Genomic DNA, 20,565 nt, shown 5'->3' with positions numbered 1-20,565 from the left:
CGGATCCGTGCCGGTCGACGGAATTTCCGGGAGATGCTGCAGGTCGGAGCGTTCAGCGGGCGGAGGGCGGCCTCCGGCGCGAGCGATGCGAGCGGGTCAGGCCGCGGTCGGGTTCGACGTCGGCGCCCACCCCCTCGCGGCTCTCATGGCGCAGCGCCTCGCCGAGGTAGGGCAGGGCGTACTCGACGAATCCGCGGCCGGCGGGGCGGATCAGCTCGTCCTCGATGAGCCGTTCGCGATAGGTCGACTGGTTGCGCGGGTCGATGCCCATGCGCTGGGCGATGTCGCCGACGCTCGAGGGCCCCTCGTCCTCGAGCATGGCGAGGAGGTACTCGCGCTTGCGGGCGCTGAGCCCGCGCAGGGCGGGGCCGTGCACGTTCTTGACCATCGCCGCGATCACGTGGCCCCGGCCCCCGCGCACGTCCTCGATCTCGATGGTGTCGGCGTCCCCGCTGTTCTGCCAGGCCTTGGAGCCGATGAGCTGGATCAGGTACGGGTAGCCCTGGGAGATCTCCCCGGCCAGCACGGCGGCCTCCGGGGTGATCGTCTTCGCGGTGTCGGCGATGGTCATCCGGATCGCCTCGGCCGCGGTGCCCACGTCGACGCTGCCCACCTCGATCCGGTGCGCCCGCCGCAGGAAGGTGGTGCGCTCATGGGCCAGCAGCGCGTCCACCCCGGTGCGCACCCCGGCCGCGATGAAGCCGACGGGGTGGCCCGAGCCGATGAGGTCCTGGACGTGCTGGGTCAGGGCATGGAGCTGATCGGGCTGGACCGACTGCAGCTCGTCGAGAGTGATGAGGACCCCGCCGCCCTCCGCCTCGGTCAGCGCCGCGAGCCGGTCCAGCAGGGTCGTGAGCGGCTCGACCTCCCCGTCGTAGCGCTGGAGGATGTCGCGGCCGGCGCTCAGCGCCGAGACGCCCGCCGAGGTCAGGCGCGAGGACTCGGCCTCCGGATCGAGGTCGCGCAGGTGCGAGATGGCCTGGCTGCGCAGCTCCTCGGCCAGGGAGCTCGAGGAGGTGTGCAGGCGCAGGTCGACCCAGCCGGCCTCGAGCGCGAGCTCCTTGAACTCCGTCAGCAGCACCGTCTTGCCGGAGCCGCGCGCCCCCGAGATGAGGATGGCGCGGGCCTCGGGCACATTGCCCGCGAGCGCCGCGGTGAACTCCTCGATCGCCACGTCCCGCCCCGCGAGGATGATCGGGGTCAGGCCGAAGCCGGGGGTGAAGGGGTTGCCGGCTGTGGGTGGAGTCATGGAGCCATGGTGCCGTGTGTGTAAATGTATGTACAGGGTGCGGCGCGGGCGTGCGGCGCGGGGGCGGGTCGCCGACGGCCGACGGCCGACGGCCGGACGTTCGGCGATTCCGCGCCCCATCGTCGCTCGATTTCGGGCCGATGAACTCCTCTACAATCCCAGTCATCCACACTGCGCAGGTCAGGGCAAATTGCCTTGCGGCACAGAATATGACGCACTCTGAACCGCTGCAATAAGCGCCACGGGCGCGCAGCGGCACTTATTGCACTTTTCCGAGCTCAGCCGAGCGCGGGGTGGCCGGCTCCGGCGCGATTCCTTGCCCGCCGCCAGCCGATACGGGCTGCTACAAGCCGCCATGAGCCGCCGCGCCCCCTCCCCCAGCGGAACCTTTCCTCCCTACGAGGAGGTTATCCACAAATTCGACCTCTTACACGATGACCCTTTAGTAGGCGCCGCTCATGACGCTATGCTCATGCAATAGAACACAGGATCGATACAGCATCGTTCGAGTATGGCCCGCCCGGCCACCGTTCACGAGAAGGGAGGGATCGTCATGGGCGACTTCGAGACACCGCCCCGGCAGGACGTGCCCGAGCAGCGGCCGGATCGCGCCGGGTCCTCCGGCGCTGACCCCTCGCCGGAGAACGTCCCGTGCTGGAGTATGCGGGCGCGGCATGAGCTGACCGAGGACCGGATCGTCCATGACGCGGAGGCGGAGCCCGGCAGCCCGCAGGCCCAGACGGTCCTGGCTCTTCACCACACCCTGCGCGGCCGTGCCCGCTTGTATGCACGGCACCTCGAGTTGCTGACCACGTTCTTCTCCCAGGATGCGGAGAACGAGGGCCTGCTGGAGGACGCGGATGTGACCGCGTTGAAGATCGCCACCGGGTTGCGGGTCTCGACCGTGCAGGCCACCGGCATGCTCCGCGATGCCCACCGCGCCGTGCACTGCATGCCGCAGACCTTCGCCTACCTCCAGCGCGGAGACCTGCCCGAGCACTTCCATCACTACCTGTTGCGGCGGGTCCGGGGCCTGACCGAGGAGCAGGCCCGCCAGGTCGACGCCCACCTGGCCCGGGTGGAGCTGCCCTCGGTGCCCCGGGAGTCGTTCGAAGTGCAGGTGCGTCTCGCGGTCCGGTTGGCGACTGCGGGCACCATCCCGGCACCGGCCTCGTCGCTGCGGTCGGTGGAGATCAGCAATGTCGACGATGAGGCGGGGACGGCGTCGGTGACGATCACCGGTCCGATCCCGGAGATCAAAGCCCTCGTCCACCGCCTCGAGGTGGCCTCTCGGACCGTGCAGAAGGCCCAGCGGGCCGCGCTGGAGGACGGGCAGGAAGGCCCGCTGCCGTTCGACATCGACGACAACCTCCGCGAGCGCGGCAAGGCCCTCTCGCTACGCACCCTGCGCTACGCGATCCTGGTCCATTCGATCCTGGATATCGACCCCGTCCAGGAGACCTGCCGGCCCTACAAGATCCTGGTGACGATCCCCGTCACCACCCTGCTGGGCATGGACGACGCGCCGGGGATGCTGGACGGGTTGACGCCGATCCCCGCCGAGCAGGCCCGCCAGCTCGCCGCCGGCGAGAGCACCTGGCAGCGGATCCTCACCGAGCCGATCAGCGGCGCGTATCTCCCGGTGGCGGCGACGACGTATCAGCCCAGTGCGCAGATGCGGCTTCAGCTGCGGTTGCGTCACCCGGTCTGCGCGGCCCCAGGCTGCGCTCGGCCCACGGTGCTGGCGGCGGAGGATGACCACATCATCGAGTACGACCACGAGCACCCCGCTGCGGGTGGGCAGACCAGCCTGTGGAACCTCCACCGCCTGTGCTGGGTCCACCACCAGGCCAAGACCGCGGGGCATATCGACCCCGAACGCAACCCCGGTGACGACCCCACCCGCAATCGCGACGGCAGCATCCCGGCGGGGCCGTTGGAGACGACCTGGACCCTCGGCGGGGATCTGCGCACCCGCACCCGCGAACACACCGACCTGCTGACCCCGCGCACGGCGGCGTTCCTGGACTCCGCGTGGCGGATCCACCAGCGCAAACGCGAGGACGCCCTCCGCCTCCAGGCCGAGGAGCGCGCCCGCCCCCACCAGGAGCGTGTCGCGGAGCAGCGCTACGAAGCCTTCTGCAAGGTCTATCCCAAGCGGCGCCTGATCCCCCCGGCCCACCACACGCCACCCCCGGACAGCGACGACCCACCACCCTTCTGACCGAGGCCCCCGCCCGGTCCGCACTGTCGGACTGCGCCGCTTCACCGGATGCTGCTGGCAGAATCACCGCATGCCAGCGTCGCTTCCCCGCTCGACCATGCCCCGCGCCTACTCGAGACTCCTCTCGCCGCTGGATCTGAAGCCGTTCGAAGTGCGCAACCGCATCGTCATGGGCTCCATGCACGTCGGGCTCGAGGACCGCCCGGCCGATTCCGGGAAGCTCGCGGCCTATCTCGGCGAGCGCGCCCGCGGCGGCGTCGGCCTGATCGTGACCGGCGGCTTCTCCCCCGACCGCAGCGGCCGGCTCACCCCCCGCGGCGCCCAGGCCGACGCCCGCACCCTGCGCGGCCACGAGCTCATCACCCGCGAGGTCCACGAGGCCGACGGGCGGATCCTCCTGCAGCTGCTGCACGCCGGCCGCTACGCCTTCCACCCGCTCGCCGCCTCGGCCACCGGAGGGACCTCGCCGATCTCCCCGTTCCGGTCCCGGCGCCTGACCCGCCGCGGGGTCGGCCGCACCATCGCGCACTTCGCCGCCGCCGCCCGGCGGGCCGTCGAGGCTGGCTACGACGGCGTCGAGATCATGGGCTCCGAGGGCTACCTGCTGAACCAGTTCCTGGCGCCCGCCACGAACCGCCGCCGGGACCGCTGGGGACGCGGCTCCGAGGGCCGCCGGGCGCTGCCCCTGGCGATCGCCGCCGCCGTGCGCGACGCCCTCGGACCCGGCGCCCTGCTCAGCTACCGCATCTCCCTGCTGGACCTGGTGCCCGGCGGACAGACCTGGGCGGAGACCGGCGTGCTGGCCCGCGGCCTCGCCGAGCGCGGGGTGGACGTGCTGTCCACCGGGATCGGCTGGCACGAGGCGCGGGTGCCCACCATCGTCAGCTCGGTGCCGCGCGCCGCGTTCGCCGAGCAGACGGCCCGCCTGCGCGAGCTGGTCGACGTGCCGGTGATCGCCTCGAACCGGATCCACGACCCCGCGGTCGCCGAGGAGGTCCTCGCCGCCGGGCAGGCGGACCTGATCTCCATGGCCCGGCCGCTGCTGGCGGACCCGCACCTGCCGGCGAAGCTGGCCGAGGGCCGCGCCGCCCAGGTCATCGCCTGCATCTCCTGCAACCAGGCCTGCCTGGACAAGGTGTTCGAGGGCAAGCGCGCGAGCTGCCTGGTCAACCCCCGCGCCGGCCACGAGACCGAGCTGGTGCTGACGCCCGTCGTCCAGCGTCGCGCCCGCCGGGTCGCCGTCGTCGGTGCCGGACCGGCCGGGCTCGAGGCCGCGCTGGCCGCCGCCGAGCGCGGCCACGTGGTCACGCTGTTCGAGGCGACCGGCGAGATCGGCGGGCAGCTGCGGCTGGCCGCCCGCATCCCCGGCAAGGAGGCCTACGCGCAGGCGCTGCAGTCCTGGCGGATGCGCCTGGCCGCGGCCGGCGTCGGCATCCGGCTGGACCACAGCCCGAGCGCACCGGACCTGCTCGCCTTCCACGACGTCATCGTCGCCACCGGCGTCCTGCCGCGCGAGATCGACCTGCCGGCCGACGGCGGCCCTCGGGTCGTCTCCTACGCCGATCTGCTCGAGGGCCGGGCCGAGGCCGGTGACCGGGTCGCGATCATCGGCGCCGGCGGGATCGGGGTCGACGTCGCGGAGTTCCTCACCGCGCCGCGCCCCTCCCCCACGTTCGACGTGGCCGCCTGGAGACGGCACTGGGGCGTGGTCGACTCCGATGAGCATCGCGGGGGCGTCATCACGCGGCCGGTCGCGGCGCCGCGGCGCGAGGTGCACCTGCTCCAGCGCAAGGACACCCGGATCGGGGCGGGACTGGGGCGCACCACCGGCTGGGTCCACCGGGCCGAGCTGCGGCACGCCGGCGTGATCCAGCACCGGGGCGTCACCTACCAGCGCGTCGACTCCGAGGGGCTGCACATCCTCGAGGCCGGCCAGGAGCGGGTCCTCGCGGTGGACACGGTGGTGGTCTGCGCCGGGCAGGTCAGTGCGAACGCCCTGGCCGCGGAGGTCCGCGCCGCGCGCAGCGGCCGCTCCCCGCGGGTGCACGTGGTCGGCGGCGCGGACGTGGCCGCCGAGCTCGATGCGGAGCGGGCGATCCGTCAGGCCGTCGAGGTCGCCGCGGGGCTGTGAGCCTGGACAGCGCGGCAGGTGTCCGGGAGGATCCCACCCCATGAGCACGAGTGCCGATTCCGAGCAGCTGAGGCGCGCCGTCGAGCTCGCGACCGAGAACGTCGGCGCCGGCGGCGGGCCCTTCGGGGCCGTGCTGCTGATGCCCGGCGGGCGCCGCTTCGAGGGCGTCAACCGGGTCACCCTCGCCCACGATCCCACCGCGCACGCCGAGGTGGTCGCGATCCGGGAGGCCTGCGCACAGCTGGAGACCGTCGCGCTGCGGGGAGCGGTGCTGTACGCGAGCTGCGAGCCCTGCCCGATGTGCCTGGCGACCGCGCTGTGGGCCCGGGTGGGGAGGGTGGTGTTCGCCGCCGGGCGCGAGGACGCGGCCCGCGCGGGCTTCGATGACGCGATGTTCTACGCGTACTTCGAGCGGCCCGGCCATCACCTGCTGCTGCCCACCGAGCAGAGCCGCCACGCCGACGCGGTCGAGCCCTTCGAGGCCTGGCTCGAGCACCAGGGCCGGATCGCCTACTGACCCTCGAGGATCTCGCGGGCGATGGGACCGGCGGTCACCGAGCCGTAGCTGCCGTCCTCGACGAAGGCGGCGACCACCAGGTCGCCCTGGGCGACGATCACCCAGGAGTGGAGCCTGAGCTCCCCGTCCTCGCCGGTCCACTCCGCGGTGCCGGTCTTGCCGATCACGGGCTCGCCCGGCAGGTCCGCGAAGTCGTCGAGACTGCCGCCGGTGACCACGCCGCGCAGCATCTCCTGCATCTGCGCGGTCTCCTCGGCGGTGAGGGGCTGCGGGACCTCGCCCGCGACCGGCTCCTCGTCGGCCAGGATCCTCGGGTGCACGGTGGCGCCGTTCTGGACGCTCGCGAGCACGACCGCCATGGACAGCGGGGAGGTGAGCACCCGGCCCTGGCCCATCATCGCCGCGGCGTGCTCGGTGCCGGTGTCCTCGGGGTCGATCGAGCCCATGAAGGCCTCGAGCCCGGCCGGCTGCTCCTGGCCGATGCCGAGCGTGGTTGCTGCCTCGGCCAGGGACGGCTGGTCGACGGTATCGTGCTGGAGCAGCAGCGCCGTGTTGCAGGAGTGCGCGATGACCTCCCGCAGCGGCATCGGACCGAAGAGGTCCGGGGACATGGAGTCGGCGTTCTTGAAGCTGCGGCCCTCGACCGTGGCCCGCTTCGGGCACTCGAGCATCGTGTCCGGGGTGACGCCCTCGCGCAGCAGCGCGAGTGCGGTGACGGTCTTGAAGGTCGAGCCGGGCGCGTACTGACCGACGAGGCCGACGGGGTAGGACTGACCGCTCGGTCCCAGCGCGGCGGCCAGCACGTCCCCGGTGGAGGGCTGCAGGGCGATCACCGCGGCCGGGGAGCCCTCGTCGGCGATCGCGGCGGTGGCGCGGCGCTGCAGGTCGTCGTCGAGCGTCGTCGCCACCGCCGTGCCGGGCGTCGGCTCGACCCGGTGCAGGGAGCGCTCGGTGCCGGCGTCGGGATCGACGGCCAGGACCTCGAGCCCGTCGACGCCGACGATCGCGTCCCGCCGCGCGGAGACCACGCCGCCGCTGGCGACGAGGTCGCCGGCGCTGATCTCGCCGTCGGACTCCTCGATGTCCTCCGCGCTCGCCTCGCGCAGGGAGCCGAGCACGCCCGGCGCGTAGCCCCGCTCGATCGCGAGCGGGCGGGTGTCGGTCAGGGCCCGGTACCCCGGCACGGTGGTCGCCTCGGCCAGCGGGTAGGCGCCCTCGTCCTCGACCCGGATGGTGAGGGCGGGGACGAACGCCTCCGGGCCGTTCCCGGCGACCGTCTGCACGAAGCGGTCCGCGTCGATGCCGAGCAGGCCCGCGAGCTCCCGCGCCGCGGCCTCCTGCTCCGCGTCCTCGACCTGGGTCTTGTCCAGCCCCAGCACCCTGACCTCGCGGTCCCCGAACAGCACGGTCCCGTCGCGATCGGTGACGGTGCCGCGGGCCGGGTCCAGGGCCAGCAGCTCGAGATGCTCGCCCGCGGTGACCTCGGGGGCGAACACCTCGGGGGCGAGGTCCGCGCTCCAGCCGTCCTCGCTGCGGCGCAGGACGGCCCGGGTCTGGTAGGTCCAGGTCCCCGCCTCGTGCGGCAGGGTCCAGGTCCAGGCCAGGGTGGCGGTGCGCGCCCCGTCCTCCTCCTGCCCGGCGTCGGCGAGCTCGACCTGCGGGGCCGCGCCGGTGGCCTCGATCAGCGAGCCCAGGATCCGCTCGTGCTCCGCCGCGGCGTCGGCCGCCGTGAGCCCGTGGACGGGCACCGCGGAGAAGTCGCCGGCGGGCAGCGCCGCGGCGAGGGCCCGGGCCTCCTCCTCCCCGTCGCCGAAGCGGTCGCGCCACAGCAGCCCGCCGACCACCAGGGCCGCGATCGCGAGGAGCGCGACTAGCACCAGCAGCAGGCGACGACGACGGACGGGGGCGGCGGCTGAGCTCATGCGCCCATCGTCCCTCACCCTGCGCCCTAGACTCAGCCCATGCCCCGCGTGCTGCACACCGCCCAGGCGCTCGTCGACGTCATCGTCGAGGTCCGCGACCTGCCGCCGCGCGGCGGCAACACCAACGCCCTGAGCGAGCAGCGCTATGCCGGCGGCGCCGTGACCACGCTGGTCGCCGCCGCCCGGACCGGGGCCACCGCCGTCCACGGCGGCGCCCACGGGGTGGGCCCCCACGGCGACCTGATCCGCGCCGCGCTGACCCGCGACGGGGTGGTCCTCTCGGACGTCCCGCGCGAGGAGATGGACACCGGGTACTGCATGGTCATGCTGGAGCCGTCGGCCGAACGCACGTTCCTCACCGTCTACGGCGCCGAGCGGCGGATCACCGCGCAGTCGCTCGCCACGCTCGCCCCTGCGCCGGGTGATCTGGTGTGCGTCTCCGGGTACAGCCTGTTCGAACCCACCCGCGATCCGCTGCTGGAGTTCCTCGAGGCGCTGCCGGCGGGGGTGGACATGGTGCTGGATCCCGGCGCCCCCTTCGCCGACTTCCCCGCCGAGCTGCGCGAGCGGGTGCTCGCCCGGACCACCGCGTGGACCTCCAACGCCGACGAGGCGCGGGCGCTGACCGGGCTCGACGCGCTGGAGGACACCCCCGAGGCGATCCGTCGGCGCATCGCCGACCGCTCCGTGGTGATCGTGCGCGACGGCGAGCGGGGCTGCCAGGTGTTCCACCACGGCCGCGGCACCGAGATCCCCGCCTTCCCGCAGCAGGCGGTCGACACCAACGGCGCCGGCGACACCCACACCGGGGTGCTGCTGGCCGAGCGGGCCCTCGGCGCCGACTGGGAGTCCGCGGCGCTGCGCGCGAACGCCGCGGCCGCGATCGCGGTGACCCGGCGGGGCCCCGAGAGCGCCCCCACCCGCGCCGAGGTCGATGCGTTCCTCGCCTGAAGCTCCTACGATGAGCACAGCGAGCGGAAGGAGCGGGATCATGGACGAGGACCGGGCCGACGACGCGAGCACCACCTTCCACGACTTCTCGGCGAGGACCATCGACGGCGAGCTGAGGGAGATGAGCGAGTACCGCGGACGGCTGGTGCTGGTGGTCAACACCGCCACCGAATGCGCCTTCACCCCGCAGCTCACGGGCCTGCAGTCCCTCCACGACCAGTTCTCCCCGCAGGGCTTCACCGTGCTCGGCTTCCCCTCGGACCAGTTCCACCAGGACCCCGGCACCGATGCGGAGACCCTGGAGGTCTGCACCTCCACCTACGCCGTCAGCTTCCCGCTGTTCTCGAAGACCGACGTCAACGGGCCCGACGCGCATCCGCTGTGGAGGTGGATGAGCGGGCAGCGGGCCGGGGTGCTGGGCGGCCGCATCGCCTGGAACTTCACCAAGTTCCTCATCGACGGCGAGGGCCGCGTGGTGCGCCGCTACGCGCCGCCGGTGCCGCCGGTGCGGATCGCCCGGCGGATCGAGTCGGACCTGGGACTGCGCTGAGTCGTCGCCGGACGCTCCCGGTTGGTAGCGTGGCGCACATCTCTCGCCTCTCGAAAGGGCACCCCCATGGAAGGCACCATCCTCTTCCTCGTCATCGCCGTGGTCGTCATCGTCGGCCTCATCATCCTGGCCGCGCTGCTGTTCGGCGGTCTGCGCACCTCGATCATGTTCACGGTGCACTCCCGGGAGGCGGTCATCGTCGAGCGCTTCGGCAAGTTCAAGCGGGTCGCGCACGCCGGTCTGAACTTCAAGGCGCCGTTCGTCGACAACATCACCAAGCCCATCTCGCTGCGCGTCCAGCAGCTCGAGGTGAACATCGAGTCCAAGACCAAGGACAACGTCTTCGTCACCGTCCCGGTCGCCGTGCAGTACGTGATCAAGGAGGAGCAGGTCGTCGACGCGTACTACAAGCTGTCGAACGCCGAGGCGCAGATCCGCTCCTACGTCTTCGACACCGTGCGCTCGGCGCTGTCCTCCCTCGAGCTGGACGCCGCCTTCGAGTCGAAGGACGACATCGCCCGCAGCGTCGAGCAGACCCTGTCGGCGCGCATGCAGGAGTTCGGCTTCAACATCATCAACACCCTGGTCCAGGACATCTCCCCGGACCAGCGGGTGCGCGACTCGATGAACTCCATCAACGCCGCCCAGCGCGACCGCGTCGCGGCCCAGTCGCTGGCCGAGGCCGACAAGATCAAGCGCGTCACCCAGGCCGAGGCCGAGGCCGAGTCCAAGCGCCTGCAGGGTGAGGGCGTCGCCGCCCAGCGCAAGGCCATCGCGCTCGGCATCGCCGAGCAGTACGAGATGCTCCGCAAGGTCGGCATCGAGAACTCCGCCGAGCAGCTGCTGCTGATGACCCAGTACTTCGACACCATGCAGGACGTCGCGCGCAACAGCCGCTCCAACGTGCTCTTCCTGCCCTCGAACCCGGGGGCCGTGGGCAGCATGGGCGACGAGATCCGCACCGCGATGCTGCAGTCCCAGGCCGCCGCCGAGGCGAGCCAGAACGCGGACGTCGCCGACGAGGCGGACCGCCGGCGGGTCAGCGCGGAGACGCTGCGCGCGCAGGAGGAGGAGCGCGCCCGCCGCGCCCGCTCCGAGGCCGAGCGCCGCGCCCGGGAGGCGCAGCAGCAGGCCCAGCAGCAGGCGCAGAACGGCGGCGTCCCGCCGTGGGCCCGCCCGGGGTCCGGCCAGCAGGGCTGAGGTCGCGCGGACACCCCTGTGACCACCCCTCCTGATCGTCCCCACGTCGTGCTGGTGTGCGTCGACGAGATGCGGGCCGACGCGATGGGCGTCGCCGGCAACGACGCCATCGACACCCCGAACCTCGACGACCTCGCGCGCGGCGGCTACCTCTTCACACGGGCCTACTCGGCGACGCCCACCTGCGTCCCCGCCCGGGTCTCCCTGTTCACCGGGAAGTCCCAGGAGCTGCACGGCCGGTACGGCTACCGGGAGGGCATCAGCTTCCCCGACGCCTATCCCGTCACGATGCAGTCCACCCTGCGGGAGGCCGGCTACCAGACCTTCGGGGTCGGCAAGATGCACGTCTTCCCCGACCGGGCCCGCTGCGGATTCGACGACGTGCTCCTGCACGACGGCTTCCTGCACACCTCCCGTCGGCTCAGCCGGGGCCCGTCGGCGATGATCGACGACTACGTGGAGTTCCTGCGGCGCGAGACCGGCGATCCGCGCGCCGACTACCAGAAGACCGGGATCGGCTGCAACGCGATGACGGCGCGGCCCTGGGAGCGCGAGGAGCGCCTGCACCCCACCCGCTGGGTGGCCGACGAGTCGCTCCGCTTCCTCGAGCGGCGGGACCCGAGCCGGCCGTTCTTCCTCTACATGTCCTTCCACCGGCCCCACGCCCCCTTCGACCCGCCGCAGTGGCTGTGGGACAAGTACCGGGGCCGCGAGTTCCCGCGGAGGGCCATGGGGCAGTGGGTCTCCCGGTTCGACGAGCACCGCCGGGACTTCGGCTCCGAGGCGGAGTTCGGTGAGCAGAAGGAGAGCACCCATCAGCAAGTGCGGGCCGGCTACTACGGCTCCATCGAGTTCATCGATGCGCAGCTGAACCGCCTCAAGGAGGCGCTGTCGGATCATGACCTGCTCGAGGACACCGTGATCGTCTTCGTCTCCGACCACGGCGACATGATGGGCGACCACGACATGTACCGGAAGTCCGTCGGCTACGAGGGCTCCGCCCGGGTGCCGCTGGTGGTGCACGTGCCGCCGCGGTGGCGCGCGGGGTGGGGCGCTCCCGGCGAGGTCGAGTCGATCGCCGAGCTGCGGGACCTGATGCCGACGGTGCTCGAGCTGGCCGGGGTGGCGGTCCCCGACGGCGTGGACGGGATGAGCCTGCGCCCCGGGAGCGTCGCGCGCGAGCACCTGCACGGCGAGCACGTGATCACCGCGCTGGGCCACCACGCGATGCACTGGATCCGCTCGCCGCGCTTCAAGTACGTGTGGTTCTCCGGTGACGGGCACGAGCAGCTGTTCGACCTCGAGACCGACCCCCGCGAGGAGCACGATCTGGCCGGCTCCGCCGCGCACGCCGAGGCGCTCGCCGAGCATCGCCGGCTGCTCATCGAGGCGCTGGAGGGCCGTGAGGAGGGCTTCGTGGCCGACGGGGAGCTGGTGCCGGGCCGGCCCGTGCGCACCGAGGCGTCGTGGGTGCGGGAGCACGCGCGACTGTCGCGCGCGGCGGAGCCGACGAAGGTCGGACCCGGGCGACCCCATCGGCGGAGCCCTCGGGACGACCGATGCGGTGACATGGGGGCATGAGCATCGCACCCGATCAGGTCCGCACCGACCACGGCGCCGAGGACTACTCCGCCGAGAGGACCCTCGGGCGCACCGCGGCCATCACGATCCTGTGGTGGGCCCACGGCGGGGTGCGCCTGCTGCTCGCCGTCGCCCTGCTGTACTACGGCGTCGCGAAGCTCGTGCTCGGGCAGTTCGGGGTGGCGGGCATGGGCGACGCCCTGATCACCCAGGGCGAGATGAGCCCGATGGGGGTGCTCTGGCGGATGGTCGCCCTCTCCCCGCTGTTCCAGTTCCTGGGCGGCCTCGCCGAGGTGGGCGCGGCCCTCGCGCTGCTGTGGCGCCGCTCGGTGCCGCTGGGCGCCGTGATCGGCGCCGCCTCCATGGCGCTCGTGTTCGTGCTGAACCTGGGCTACGACGTGCCGGTCAAGCAGATCTCCCTGGCCCTGCTGATCATGTCGGTGGTCGTGCTGATCCCCTGGCTGCCCCGCCTGACCCGGGCCTTCCTCGGCAACGGGGCGATCGGCCGCGGTCCGCTGCCCACCCTCGTCCCCTGGCGGCCGCTGGCCCGGTTCACCGACGTGCTGGGCCCGATCGCCGCCCTCCTGCTGGTGGCCGCGATCGGCGTCGGGATCCCGCAGATGTATCCGCCGCGCAGCATCGACGCGTCGGTCCCGGCCGGGGTGTGGACGGTCGCGCAGGACACCGCCGCCCCGGCCGCGCAGCTGGCGAGCGACCAGCGCTGGAGCGCGGTCGCCTTCGGGGAGGTGCGCTACGGCGACGCCGCCGAGGTGCAGATCCGACGGGCGGACGGGGAGCTGCTGACCGGCAGCTACCGGCGTTTGGACGGCGCCACCGTGGAGCTCGAGCTGCGGCCGCTGCGCGAGCCGGGCGGGTCCGTCCAGGAGCACCTGGCCCTCGAGCCCGAGGTGCTCACCCTGACCCTCCAGGAGCAGGGCGACGGCACCGTGCACGTCACGGGCGCGGGACAGGACCTGGTGCTCGCCCCCGACGCGTCCGGGGCGATGCTCTACGAGCGGGGCTACAGCTGGGGCGTGCGCGAGGACGACCCCTTCAACCGCTGACGGCCCTATGATCCGGGCATGTCCCGGACCGCGCCGCAGCGCCCGCCCCGCTACGGGGAGCTGCTGCTCGTCGCCGCCGCGCTGTGGACGGTCGCCGCCGCCCTGCTCGGGATCGCGGTGCTGCTGCTGTGCGTGATGGTCGTGATGCTGATCCCGGACCTGATGAGCTACGGCGACGAGCCCGGCTCCGACGGTGAGCCGTGGTGGGGATGGGCCTCGTGGTGCCTGATCGGGGCCGGCATCACCCTGGCGCCGGCCGTGCCGCTCGACGCGGCGAGCGCGGTGCAGGCGGTGCGGCGGCTGCGCCGCGGCGGGCAGGAGCGCACCTGGCCGGTGCTGGTGCTGGTCACCGTCGGGTTCTGCTCCGCGCTGCCGCTGCTGCTGTCCCCGCTGCTGCTGGTGCCCGAGCTGGTCCCGAGCCTCGTCGGGGCCGGATCGCTGTGGCTGGCGCTGGGTCTGAGCCTCCGGATCACCGTCGCCGTCCACGCGATCATCGATCTGGCCGGCGTCCGGTCCTAGCGCGTCGGTCCGCTCGCCTACTGTGGGATGGCGCGCCCGTCCGGGCGGCGCGAGGACGCGACGGAGGGTGCCCGGGATGCGGATCGAGTTCGGCTGGTCCCTCGACGGCGCCGCCTGGGCCGACGGGGCCGGTGCGACCGGCACGGCCCGACTGGGCCCGCGCGGCCTGGTGCAGCTGCTGCAGACCCGCCTCGGCCTGACCCGACCCGCGGTGGAGCCGGCGGTGCGCATCGCCCAGTACCTGCGGCTGCTCGAGGAGCACCTGGCCGCGCAGCCCGGCGCGTGGCCCGCGCGGTCCTTCGCGGTGGATCCCTGGAGCACCGCCGGGCGCCTGCTGCGCTGGCGGGACGCCGCGGTGGAGACCGGCTGGCGCGCGGGAGCCGGCAACCTGCCGGCGCGGCTGGCGACGCTGCGCGACCTGGAGGCCTCGGTGCGGCTCGGGGCGGCGGGGACGCTGGCCCCGTCGGCCGCCGACGACCTGGTGGAGGTGGTGGCGCTGCTGGAGGGCGAGGCCGCCGGCTGGCCGCTGGGCATCGAGGTGATCGTCCTGCAGGAGGCGCCGGCGCAGCTGCCGGGGCTGTGGCCGCGGCTGCTGGACCTGCTGGCCGCGGCGGGGGCGCGGCTCGAGCCGGCATCCCCGGCCGTCGGTGGCGCCCCGGAGCTGACCGTGGTGCAGGCGCAGGACGAGTGGTCGGCGGCCGATGTCGCCGCGCGGTTCCTGGCCGCCGCGCCGGGCGCCGACGAGGGGCCGCTGAGCGTGCTCGTCTCCTCCGACAGCGACGTGCTGGACCGCGCCCTGCACCGCCGCGGCCTGCCCGCCGTCGGCGCCGTGGGCGCCTCGCGGGACCGTGTGCACCACCAGGTGCTGGGGCTGTTCCTCGACGTCGCGACCGCCCCGGTGGACGTCCACCAGCTGGCCGCGCTGCTGGACCTGCGGGTGCTGCCGGCGCCCGCCGCCGACGGCGAACCGGTGGGCCTGGTCCCCGCCGCGGCCCGCCGGCACCTGCTGCGCGCGCTGAGCCGGGAGCCCGGCGTCGGCGGCCCCGCCTGGCGCGCGGCCCTCGCGGAGCTCGAGCAGGAGGGGCACGAGAAGGCGCTCGAGGCGGCCCGGGTCATCGACCGCCTCGTCACCGAGCCGCTGACCGCGCTGCGTCCGGCCCCGATCGCCCGACGCCTGGACTGGCTCGCCCAGCGCCTGCGGGCGGTCTCGCGCGGCGAGGGCGACCTGCTGGCGAGCCTGACCCAGGTGCAGGTGCTGCAGCGGGTGCTCGAGATGCTCGATGCGTCCGCGACCCTCAGCCGGCGCACCCTCCAGCAGATCATCGACAGCTGCGGCGGCTCCGGTCCCTCGCCACGCGCCGTCCGCGAGGTCGCGCCCTGGGCGGTGACCACCCGCCCCGCACAGGTCCTCGCGCCCTCCGGGACCGTCCTGTGGTGGGGGCCGTCCTCGGCCGACACCCCACCGACGATGCGCTGGGAGCCCGCGGAGGTCGCGGCGCTCGAGGCCGGGGGCGGGCGGGTGCTGGACCCCCAGCGGGTCGCCGCGCTGCCCGTCGAGGCGGCCCTGGCCGGCCTGCGCGCGGCGCGGCGCGTGGTGGTGGTGCTGCCGGGTCGGCGCTGCGAGGAGACCCCCGGGCCGAGCGGACTGCTGGCCCATCTGGAGGCCGACGGGAGCGGGCAGCGGCGGACGCCGGAGTCCCTCGTGACCGGGGGCCGCTGGAGCCTCGCCGGGCGCTCGCTGCCGGTGACCTGGCCGACGGAGCAGCCCGAGCCGCCGCCGGGCCCGCTGGTGCGCTCCCTCGCCCCCGCGCCGCACCTGCTGCCCGAGCGGCTCTCGTACACCCAGGTCGAGACCCTGCTCGGCTGCCCGCAGCGCTGGGTGCTCGAGTACGCGCTGGGGATCCGCCCGGCCTCCGTCGCGGTGCTGCCGACGGGGAACCGGATGATCGGCAGCCTGGTGCATGCGGTGGCCGAGGTGCTGGTCGGCGAGCGCTCCGACCCCGCCCTCGGGGGGATGCCGCTGACCGCGCCGACCGCGGCGGAGATCGGTGAGGTCTTCGACCGCCTGGTGCCCCAGCTCGCCTCCGAGCTGGACCTGCCCGGCCACGCCGCCGAGCGGGCCGATGTGCGCGAGCGGGCCGTCCGCTCCCTCGGCGCGCTGTTCACCGGCACCGCCCGGGCGGGGCTGCGGATCACCGGCACCGAGTCCCGCTTCGCCCGGCCGCTGACCCTCGCGCTCGCCGGCGGACCGCGGACCGTGGAGTTCGTGGGCAGCCGCGACCTCGACGCGGTCGACGCCGCCGGTCGCCCCACCATCCTCGACCTGAAGTGGTCCCGCAGCCGCAGCCGCTACGGCGATCTCTTCGACACCGGGGAGGCGATCCAGCTGGCCGCCTACGCCTGGTCGCTCGGCACGGAGGCCGACGTCGGCTACTTCCTGCTGCGCAGCGGCGAGTTCGTCTCCGCCGATCCGCGGCTCGATCCGCATCGGCGCTCCCCGCTGGACGTCGAGGCGACCTGGCAGCGGATGGTGGGCGCCCTGACCGCTGCGCTCGACGAGGTGGCCGCGGGCATGGTGCGGGCGGGCTGCCGCGAACTGCTCGAGGAGACCGGGCTCGACGTCGACGCGGCCTGGTCGGCGCGCTCGAGCGCCGTGAGCAGGGCCCGTCGCGCGGCCCGTGAGGCCGGCGGCCTGCTGGTCGACAACCATTGCGCCGACAGCGGCTACGGCCAGCTGTGCGGACTGAGCGGAGACCGGCGATGACCTTCACCCTGATCAACGCATCGGCCGGATCGGGCAAGACGCACCGGCTGACCCACGAGATCGCCCGGCGCATCGCCGACGGCCTCGAGCCCTCGCAGCTCATCGCCACCACCTTCACCACCAAGGCCGCGGCGGAGCTCGGCGACCGGGTGCGTCGCACCCTGCTCGAGCAGGGGCAGGTCGAGGCCGCGCTCGGCATCGACACCGCCCTGATCAGCACCGTGAACTCGGTCTCCGGGGAGCTGCTGCGGGAGTTCGCCCTGGACGCCGGGATCTCGCCCGACGTGCAGGTGCTCGACGAGGACCGCCAGAAGGCCGCCTTCCGCGCCGCGATCGACGAGGCCGCCGCCGTGGCCGGGGCCCGGGCCACCGACCTGCTGGCGCGCACCGAGCACGACGGCGAGGAGGAGCCCGAGCTGCCGTTCGGGGCGAGCCCCTCGTGGCGCGCGCAGGTGCGGGAGCTGGCCGCGCGGGCCCGCTCCAACCAGCTCGATGCGCAGTCGCTGCGCGAGGGCGCCGAGGCCGCCTGGCGCGAGTACCGGGCGGCGGGTCTGCCCGCGGCCGCGGCGACGGATCGGCGCGCGGCGTGGCTCGCCCAGCTCGATATGGTGCTCGCGGACCTGTGGGCCCAGGTGCGCGGCGCGGAGCGCGGGGACGGGCCGCTGAACCCGAGGACCGCGGCGACGGTGCGGAAGCGGCTGGAGACCCTGGATGCGCTGCGCCGCGACGTCGCGCAGCTTGAGCGGGCGCCGTGGTCGCGCTGGGCGCGGCTCGCGAAGGTGGCCGAGGGCAGGGCCGCCGACCCCGACGGGGTCGGCTACGTCTACAGCAAGGACGTCGACCAGGCGCTGGCGGGGCTCGCCCTGCAGATCCGCGCGGAGCTGCTGAGCCATCCCGTGCTGCACGAGGACATCCGCGCCCTAATCGCGCTGGTGATGACCACCGCCGCCCAGTCGCTCGAGTCCTATGAGCGCTTCAAGGACGAGCTGGGGCTGATCGACTTCATCGACCAGGAGGTGCGCACCCTCGAGCTGGTGCGCAGCTCCGCGCGCGCCCGCGAGGTGATCCGCTCCCGCTTCCACCTGCTGGCCGTCGACGAGTTCCAGGACACCTCCCCCGTCCAGCTCGCCCTGTTCCTGGCGCTCAGCGCCCTGATCGAGGACAAGATCTGGGTGGGCGACCCCAAGCAGGCGATCTACGGCTTCCGCGACGCCGATCCGGCCCTGATGCTCGGCATCATCGAGCAGATCGAGGCCGGCACCACGGATCTCGGCCCCGGCGAGGTGGCGAACCTCGAGCACTCCTGGCGCTCCCAGCAGCCGGTGCTGGACCTGGTCAACGCGGTGTTCCCGCGGATCTTCGAGCGCCTGCCCCGGGAACGGGTCATCACCCGGCCGGCGCCGCTCGCGGTGCAGCGCCGCACGGCGGCCGGGCGGGCCCCGGGCCGGCTCGAGGCGTGGGTGCCCGCGGTGCCCAAGAAGCTCACCTACCCCCAGCACGCGACCGCGATCGCCGACGGGATCGCCCAGCTGCTCTCGGAGCCGGACGCCTCCCCCGCGGACGTGGCGGTGCTGGTGCGCTCGAACACGCGGGCCCGGGAGGTGGTCGCGGCGCTGGCGGCGCGCGGCATCCCCGCCTCCGGCGAGGGCACCGGGATCCTCGCCACCCGGGAGGGCCGCCTGGTGCGCGCCGCGCTCGCCGTCACCCTCGACCGCACCGACACCCTCGCGCTCACCGAACTCGTGGACCTGCTGCCCGACCACGCCGCCCACGCAAGCTGGTTCGGCGACCTCGCCGCGGCGCCGCACCGGGAGGCCCGGGAGGCGGTGTTCGACCGGTGGTGGCACGACCCGGCGCTGAGCGGGCTGCGGGCCCTGCGCGAGGACTGCCTCGCGCTGACCCCGGTGGAGATGATCACCGCCCTCGTCGACGCCCTCGACCTGCCCGAGCGGATCCGCGCCTGGTCCACCCCGGACCAGCGCCTGCGCACCCTGGACGCGCTGCGGAAGGTCGCGGCCCAGTACGCCGAGCGCGCCCGCGCCGACTCTGCGGCGATCACCCTGACCGGGCTGCGGGTCGAGCTCGACGCCACCGACCGCGGCCCCGATCTCTCGAACGCCCCCGGCACCGTCTGGGTGGGCACGATCCACGGCGCGAAGGGCCTGGAGTGGTCCCGCGTGGTGGTGATGCTCGACCACTCCCCCAGCCGGCGGTCCCAGAACGCCGGGGCCTTCATCGTCCCCGCCGCACAGCTGGTCGTGTCCGACCCGCTGGCGGGGCGCGCCCCGCGCTACTGGCCGGCGGTGCTCGTGAGCGACGGCCCGCTGCAGGAGGCGCTGTCGACCTCCGCGCATGCGCAGCGGCGGGCGCTGGCCGAGCGCGAGGAGAGCGGGCGCCTGCAGTACGTCGCCCTCACCCGCTCGAAGGACGTGACGGTGCTCAGCGGCGACGGCACCGCGCCGGTGCTCGATGCACTGGTCGACGCCGAGGGGCCGCTGCTGCGCTGGGAGGTGGGCGGCGCGGCGATCGAGGTGGCCGGCGGGCCGTCCCTGCCCGCGGTGGTGCGCAGCCCGCAGGGGGTGCCGGCCGAGGACGCGGTGCAGTTCAGCTCCGCGCGCAGCGCGCTCGCGGCCACCGACCTGAGCGGGCCCCGGCCCGAGATCGCCGGGGTGCGGGCGCGGTTCCAGGCCTCCGCGGTGGCGTCGGCGGACGGGCTCGGCGAGGTCTCGGCGCCGTGGAGCATCGGGCGCCGGCTGGTGCCCGGCGGGGGGCCGCAGTGGGAGCGGGTGGGCGAGGCCGTGCACGCGTACCTGGCGCTGCCGCTGTCCGCGCTGAGCCGGGAGCAGCGGGAGGCCGCGGCCCGCCGCCTGGTGGAACGCTGGGCGGTCTCCCGGGCCGTCGAGCCGGGGGTGCTGCAAGAGGCCGGGGAGCGCTGGGAGGCGTTCCTGACCGCCGAGTTCCCCGGCGCCGAGCAGCTCACCGAGCAGCCGATCACCTGGTGGAACGAGCAGGACCAGGTGATGGAGGGGTGGATCGACACCCTGATGCGCCTTCCGGACGGGCAGATCGTGCTGGTGGACCACAAGACCTACCCCGGCGAGGATCCGGTCGAGCATGTGCGGGAGCACTACCTGGGGCAGATGTCGACGTACTCGCAGGCGCTGGCCGCGGCCGGGGCCCGGCCCTCCCGGATCCTCCTGCACCTGCCGCTGCGGGGCGAGGTGCTGGAGGTGAGGCTGCATGAGCACGCCCGCTGAGGTCACCGCCGAGCAGGCCCTGGGGGCCGCACGCGCCCTGCTCGACGAGGCGCTGCGCACGGGATCCCGGCGCCTGCTGGGCATCGCCGGCGCGCCCGGGGCCGGGAAGTCGACGCTGACCGCGCTGCTCGCCGACCACCTGCCGGAGCGCTCCTGCGTGGTGGTGCCGATGGACGGCTTCCACCTGGCCGATGCGGCCCTCGCACGACTGGGCCGGCTCGAGCGCAAGGGCGCACCGGACACCTTCGACGCCGCCGGCTACGTGGCGCTGCTGCAACGTCTGCGCACCGCGCGACCCCGAGACCCGTCAGTGTGGGCGCCGACCTTCGAGCGCGATCTCGAACAGCCCCTCGCCGGGGCGATCGAGGTGCCCGCCGAGGTGCCGCTGGTGATCACCGAGGGCAACTACCTGCTGGCCGACGGCGCCTTCGCCCCGGTGCGCGCACTGCTCGATGCCCGCTGGTTCGTCGAGACCACCGTGGAGCTGCGCCGGCAGTGGCTGGTCGAGCGGCATGAGCGCTTCGGAAAGTCCCCGGAGCAGGCGCGGCGGTGGGCGCTCGGGCCCGACGAGGACAACGCGCGGCTCGTCGCCGCCACCCGCGCGCGGGCCCAGCTGGTGGTGAGCACCAGCTGAGC

The 20,565-nt window shown here is 74.0% G+C and carries 14 protein-coding genes; 12 read left to right on the top strand and 2 right to left on the bottom strand.

The window, feature by feature from the left end; genetic code table 11:
- Positions 1 to 52: 52 nt before the first annotated feature.
- A complete protein-coding gene (locus ACOJUI_RS03045; RefSeq protein WP_422116636.1) occupies positions 53 to 1,249 on the bottom strand; it encodes an AAA family ATPase in 1,197 nt (398 codons plus the stop codon).
- Positions 1,250 to 1,760: 511 nt separating this feature from the next.
- Here ACOJUI_RS03045 and ACOJUI_RS03040 point away from each other — a divergent pair.
- The 3 genes from ACOJUI_RS03040 to ACOJUI_RS03030 all read left to right on the top strand — a co-directional run bounded on the left by ACOJUI_RS03040 (position 1,761) and on the right by ACOJUI_RS03030 (position 6,121).
- Complete coding sequence (locus tag ACOJUI_RS03040) at positions 1,761 to 3,473, top strand: HNH endonuclease signature motif containing protein (protein WP_422116635.1); 1,713 nt, start codon at positions 1,761 to 1,763, stop codon at positions 3,471 to 3,473.
- Positions 3,474 to 3,543: 70 nt separating this feature from the next.
- Positions 3,544 to 5,604, top strand: a complete 2,061-nt coding sequence (locus ACOJUI_RS03035; protein WP_422116634.1) for an FAD-dependent oxidoreductase — start codon at positions 3,544 to 3,546, stop codon at positions 5,602 to 5,604.
- A gap of 40 nt (positions 5,605 to 5,644) precedes the next feature.
- The gene (locus ACOJUI_RS03030; protein WP_422116633.1) at positions 5,645 to 6,121 is read left to right on the top strand and encodes a nucleoside deaminase; all 477 of its coding nucleotides are present in this window, start codon (positions 5,645 to 5,647) and stop codon (positions 6,119 to 6,121) included.
- Here ACOJUI_RS03030 and ACOJUI_RS03025 read toward each other — a convergent pair.
- Positions 6,115 to 8,043: a penicillin-binding transpeptidase domain-containing protein gene (locus ACOJUI_RS03025; RefSeq protein WP_422116632.1), complete on the bottom strand. Its 1,929-nt coding sequence runs from the start codon at positions 8,041 to 8,043 to the stop codon at positions 6,115 to 6,117. The genes ACOJUI_RS03030 and ACOJUI_RS03025 overlap by 7 nt on opposite strands.
- Before the next feature lie 39 nt (positions 8,044 to 8,082).
- Here ACOJUI_RS03025 and ACOJUI_RS03020 point away from each other — a divergent pair, with 39 nt between their 5' ends.
- The 9 genes from ACOJUI_RS03020 (at position 8,083) to ACOJUI_RS02980 (ending at position 20,563) form a co-directional block, all read left to right on the top strand.
- Positions 8,083 to 8,994, top strand: a complete 912-nt coding sequence (locus ACOJUI_RS03020) for a PfkB family carbohydrate kinase (protein WP_422116631.1) — start codon at positions 8,083 to 8,085, stop codon at positions 8,992 to 8,994.
- 10 nt (positions 8,995 to 9,004) lie between these two features.
- Complete coding sequence (locus ACOJUI_RS03015) at positions 9,005 to 9,544, top strand: glutathione peroxidase (protein WP_422116630.1); 540 nt, start codon at positions 9,005 to 9,007, stop codon at positions 9,542 to 9,544.
- Between the two features lie 66 nt (positions 9,545 to 9,610).
- Complete coding sequence (locus ACOJUI_RS03010) at positions 9,611 to 10,744, top strand: SPFH domain-containing protein (protein ID WP_422116629.1); 1,134 nt, start codon at positions 9,611 to 9,613, stop codon at positions 10,742 to 10,744.
- 18 nt (positions 10,745 to 10,762) lie between these two features.
- Positions 10,763 to 12,325, top strand: coding sequence for an arylsulfatase (locus ACOJUI_RS03005; protein WP_422116628.1), 1,563 nt, complete (start codon positions 10,763 to 10,765; stop codon positions 12,323 to 12,325).
- On the top strand, positions 12,322 to 13,389 hold the full coding sequence (locus ACOJUI_RS03000) for a hypothetical protein (RefSeq protein ID WP_422116627.1): 1,068 nt from the start codon (positions 12,322 to 12,324) through the stop codon (positions 13,387 to 13,389). The genes ACOJUI_RS03005 and ACOJUI_RS03000 overlap by 4 nt, the downstream gene beginning before the upstream one ends.
- Positions 13,390 to 13,407: 18 nt before the next feature.
- Positions 13,408 to 13,908, top strand: a complete 501-nt coding sequence (locus tag ACOJUI_RS02995) for a hypothetical protein (RefSeq protein ID WP_422116626.1) — start codon at positions 13,408 to 13,410, stop codon at positions 13,906 to 13,908.
- Between the two features lie 76 nt (positions 13,909 to 13,984).
- Positions 13,985 to 16,672, top strand: a complete 2,688-nt coding sequence (locus ACOJUI_RS02990) for a PD-(D/E)XK nuclease family protein (protein ID WP_422116625.1) — start codon at positions 13,985 to 13,987, stop codon at positions 16,670 to 16,672.
- A complete protein-coding gene (locus ACOJUI_RS02985; protein WP_422116624.1) occupies positions 16,669 to 19,929 on the top strand; it encodes a UvrD-helicase domain-containing protein in 3,261 nt (1,086 codons plus the stop codon). Before ACOJUI_RS02990 ends, ACOJUI_RS02985 begins: the two co-directional genes overlap by 4 nt.
- On the top strand, positions 19,913 to 20,563 hold the full coding sequence (locus ACOJUI_RS02980; protein ID WP_422116623.1) for a nucleoside/nucleotide kinase family protein: 651 nt from the start codon (positions 19,913 to 19,915) through the stop codon (positions 20,561 to 20,563). Before ACOJUI_RS02985 ends, ACOJUI_RS02980 begins: the two co-directional genes overlap by 17 nt.
- The last annotated feature ends 2 nt before the right edge of the window (positions 20,564 to 20,565 follow it).

Source organism: Brachybacterium sp. UNK5269 (assembly GCF_049266655.1).
Taxonomy (GTDB): Bacteria; Actinomycetota; Actinomycetes; order Actinomycetales; family Dermabacteraceae; genus Brachybacterium.
The sequence above is the reverse complement of the archived record's forward strand: the minus strand, read 5'-3'. Positions and strand labels throughout refer to the sequence as shown.

Excerpts from the sequence above, each read along its gene's own strand:
- ACOJUI_RS03045 (WP_422116636.1), bottom strand. The coding sequence starts at position 1,249 with ATGACTCCACCCACAGCCGGCAACCCCTTCACCCCCGGCTTCGGCCTG.
- ACOJUI_RS03020 (WP_422116631.1), top strand. The coding sequence starts at position 8,083 with ATGCCCCGCGTGCTGCACACCGCCCAGGCGCTCGTCGACGTCATCGTC.
- ACOJUI_RS03010 (WP_422116629.1), top strand. The coding sequence starts at position 9,611 with ATGGAAGGCACCATCCTCTTCCTCGTCATCGCCGTGGTCGTCATCGTC.
- ACOJUI_RS02985 (WP_422116624.1), top strand. The coding sequence starts at position 16,669 with ATGACCTTCACCCTGATCAACGCATCGGCCGGATCGGGCAAGACGCAC.
- ACOJUI_RS02995 (WP_422116626.1), top strand. The coding sequence starts at position 13,408 with ATGTCCCGGACCGCGCCGCAGCGCCCGCCCCGCTACGGGGAGCTGCTG.
- ACOJUI_RS03030 (WP_422116633.1), top strand. The coding sequence starts at position 5,645 with ATGAGCACGAGTGCCGATTCCGAGCAGCTGAGGCGCGCCGTCGAGCTC.
- ACOJUI_RS02980 (WP_422116623.1), top strand. The coding sequence starts at position 19,913 with ATGAGCACGCCCGCTGAGGTCACCGCCGAGCAGGCCCTGGGGGCCGCA.
- ACOJUI_RS03040 (WP_422116635.1), top strand. The coding sequence starts at position 1,761 with ATGGCCCGCCCGGCCACCGTTCACGAGAAGGGAGGGATCGTCATGGGC.
- ACOJUI_RS03000 (WP_422116627.1), top strand. The coding sequence starts at position 12,322 with ATGAGCATCGCACCCGATCAGGTCCGCACCGACCACGGCGCCGAGGAC.
- ACOJUI_RS03035 (WP_422116634.1), top strand. The coding sequence starts at position 3,544 with ATGCCAGCGTCGCTTCCCCGCTCGACCATGCCCCGCGCCTACTCGAGA.
- ACOJUI_RS03025 (WP_422116632.1), bottom strand. The coding sequence starts at position 8,043 with ATGAGCTCAGCCGCCGCCCCCGTCCGTCGTCGTCGCCTGCTGCTGGTG.
- ACOJUI_RS02990 (WP_422116625.1), top strand. The coding sequence starts at position 13,985 with ATGCGGATCGAGTTCGGCTGGTCCCTCGACGGCGCCGCCTGGGCCGAC.
- ACOJUI_RS03015 (WP_422116630.1), top strand. The coding sequence starts at position 9,005 with ATGAGCACAGCGAGCGGAAGGAGCGGGATCATGGACGAGGACCGGGCC.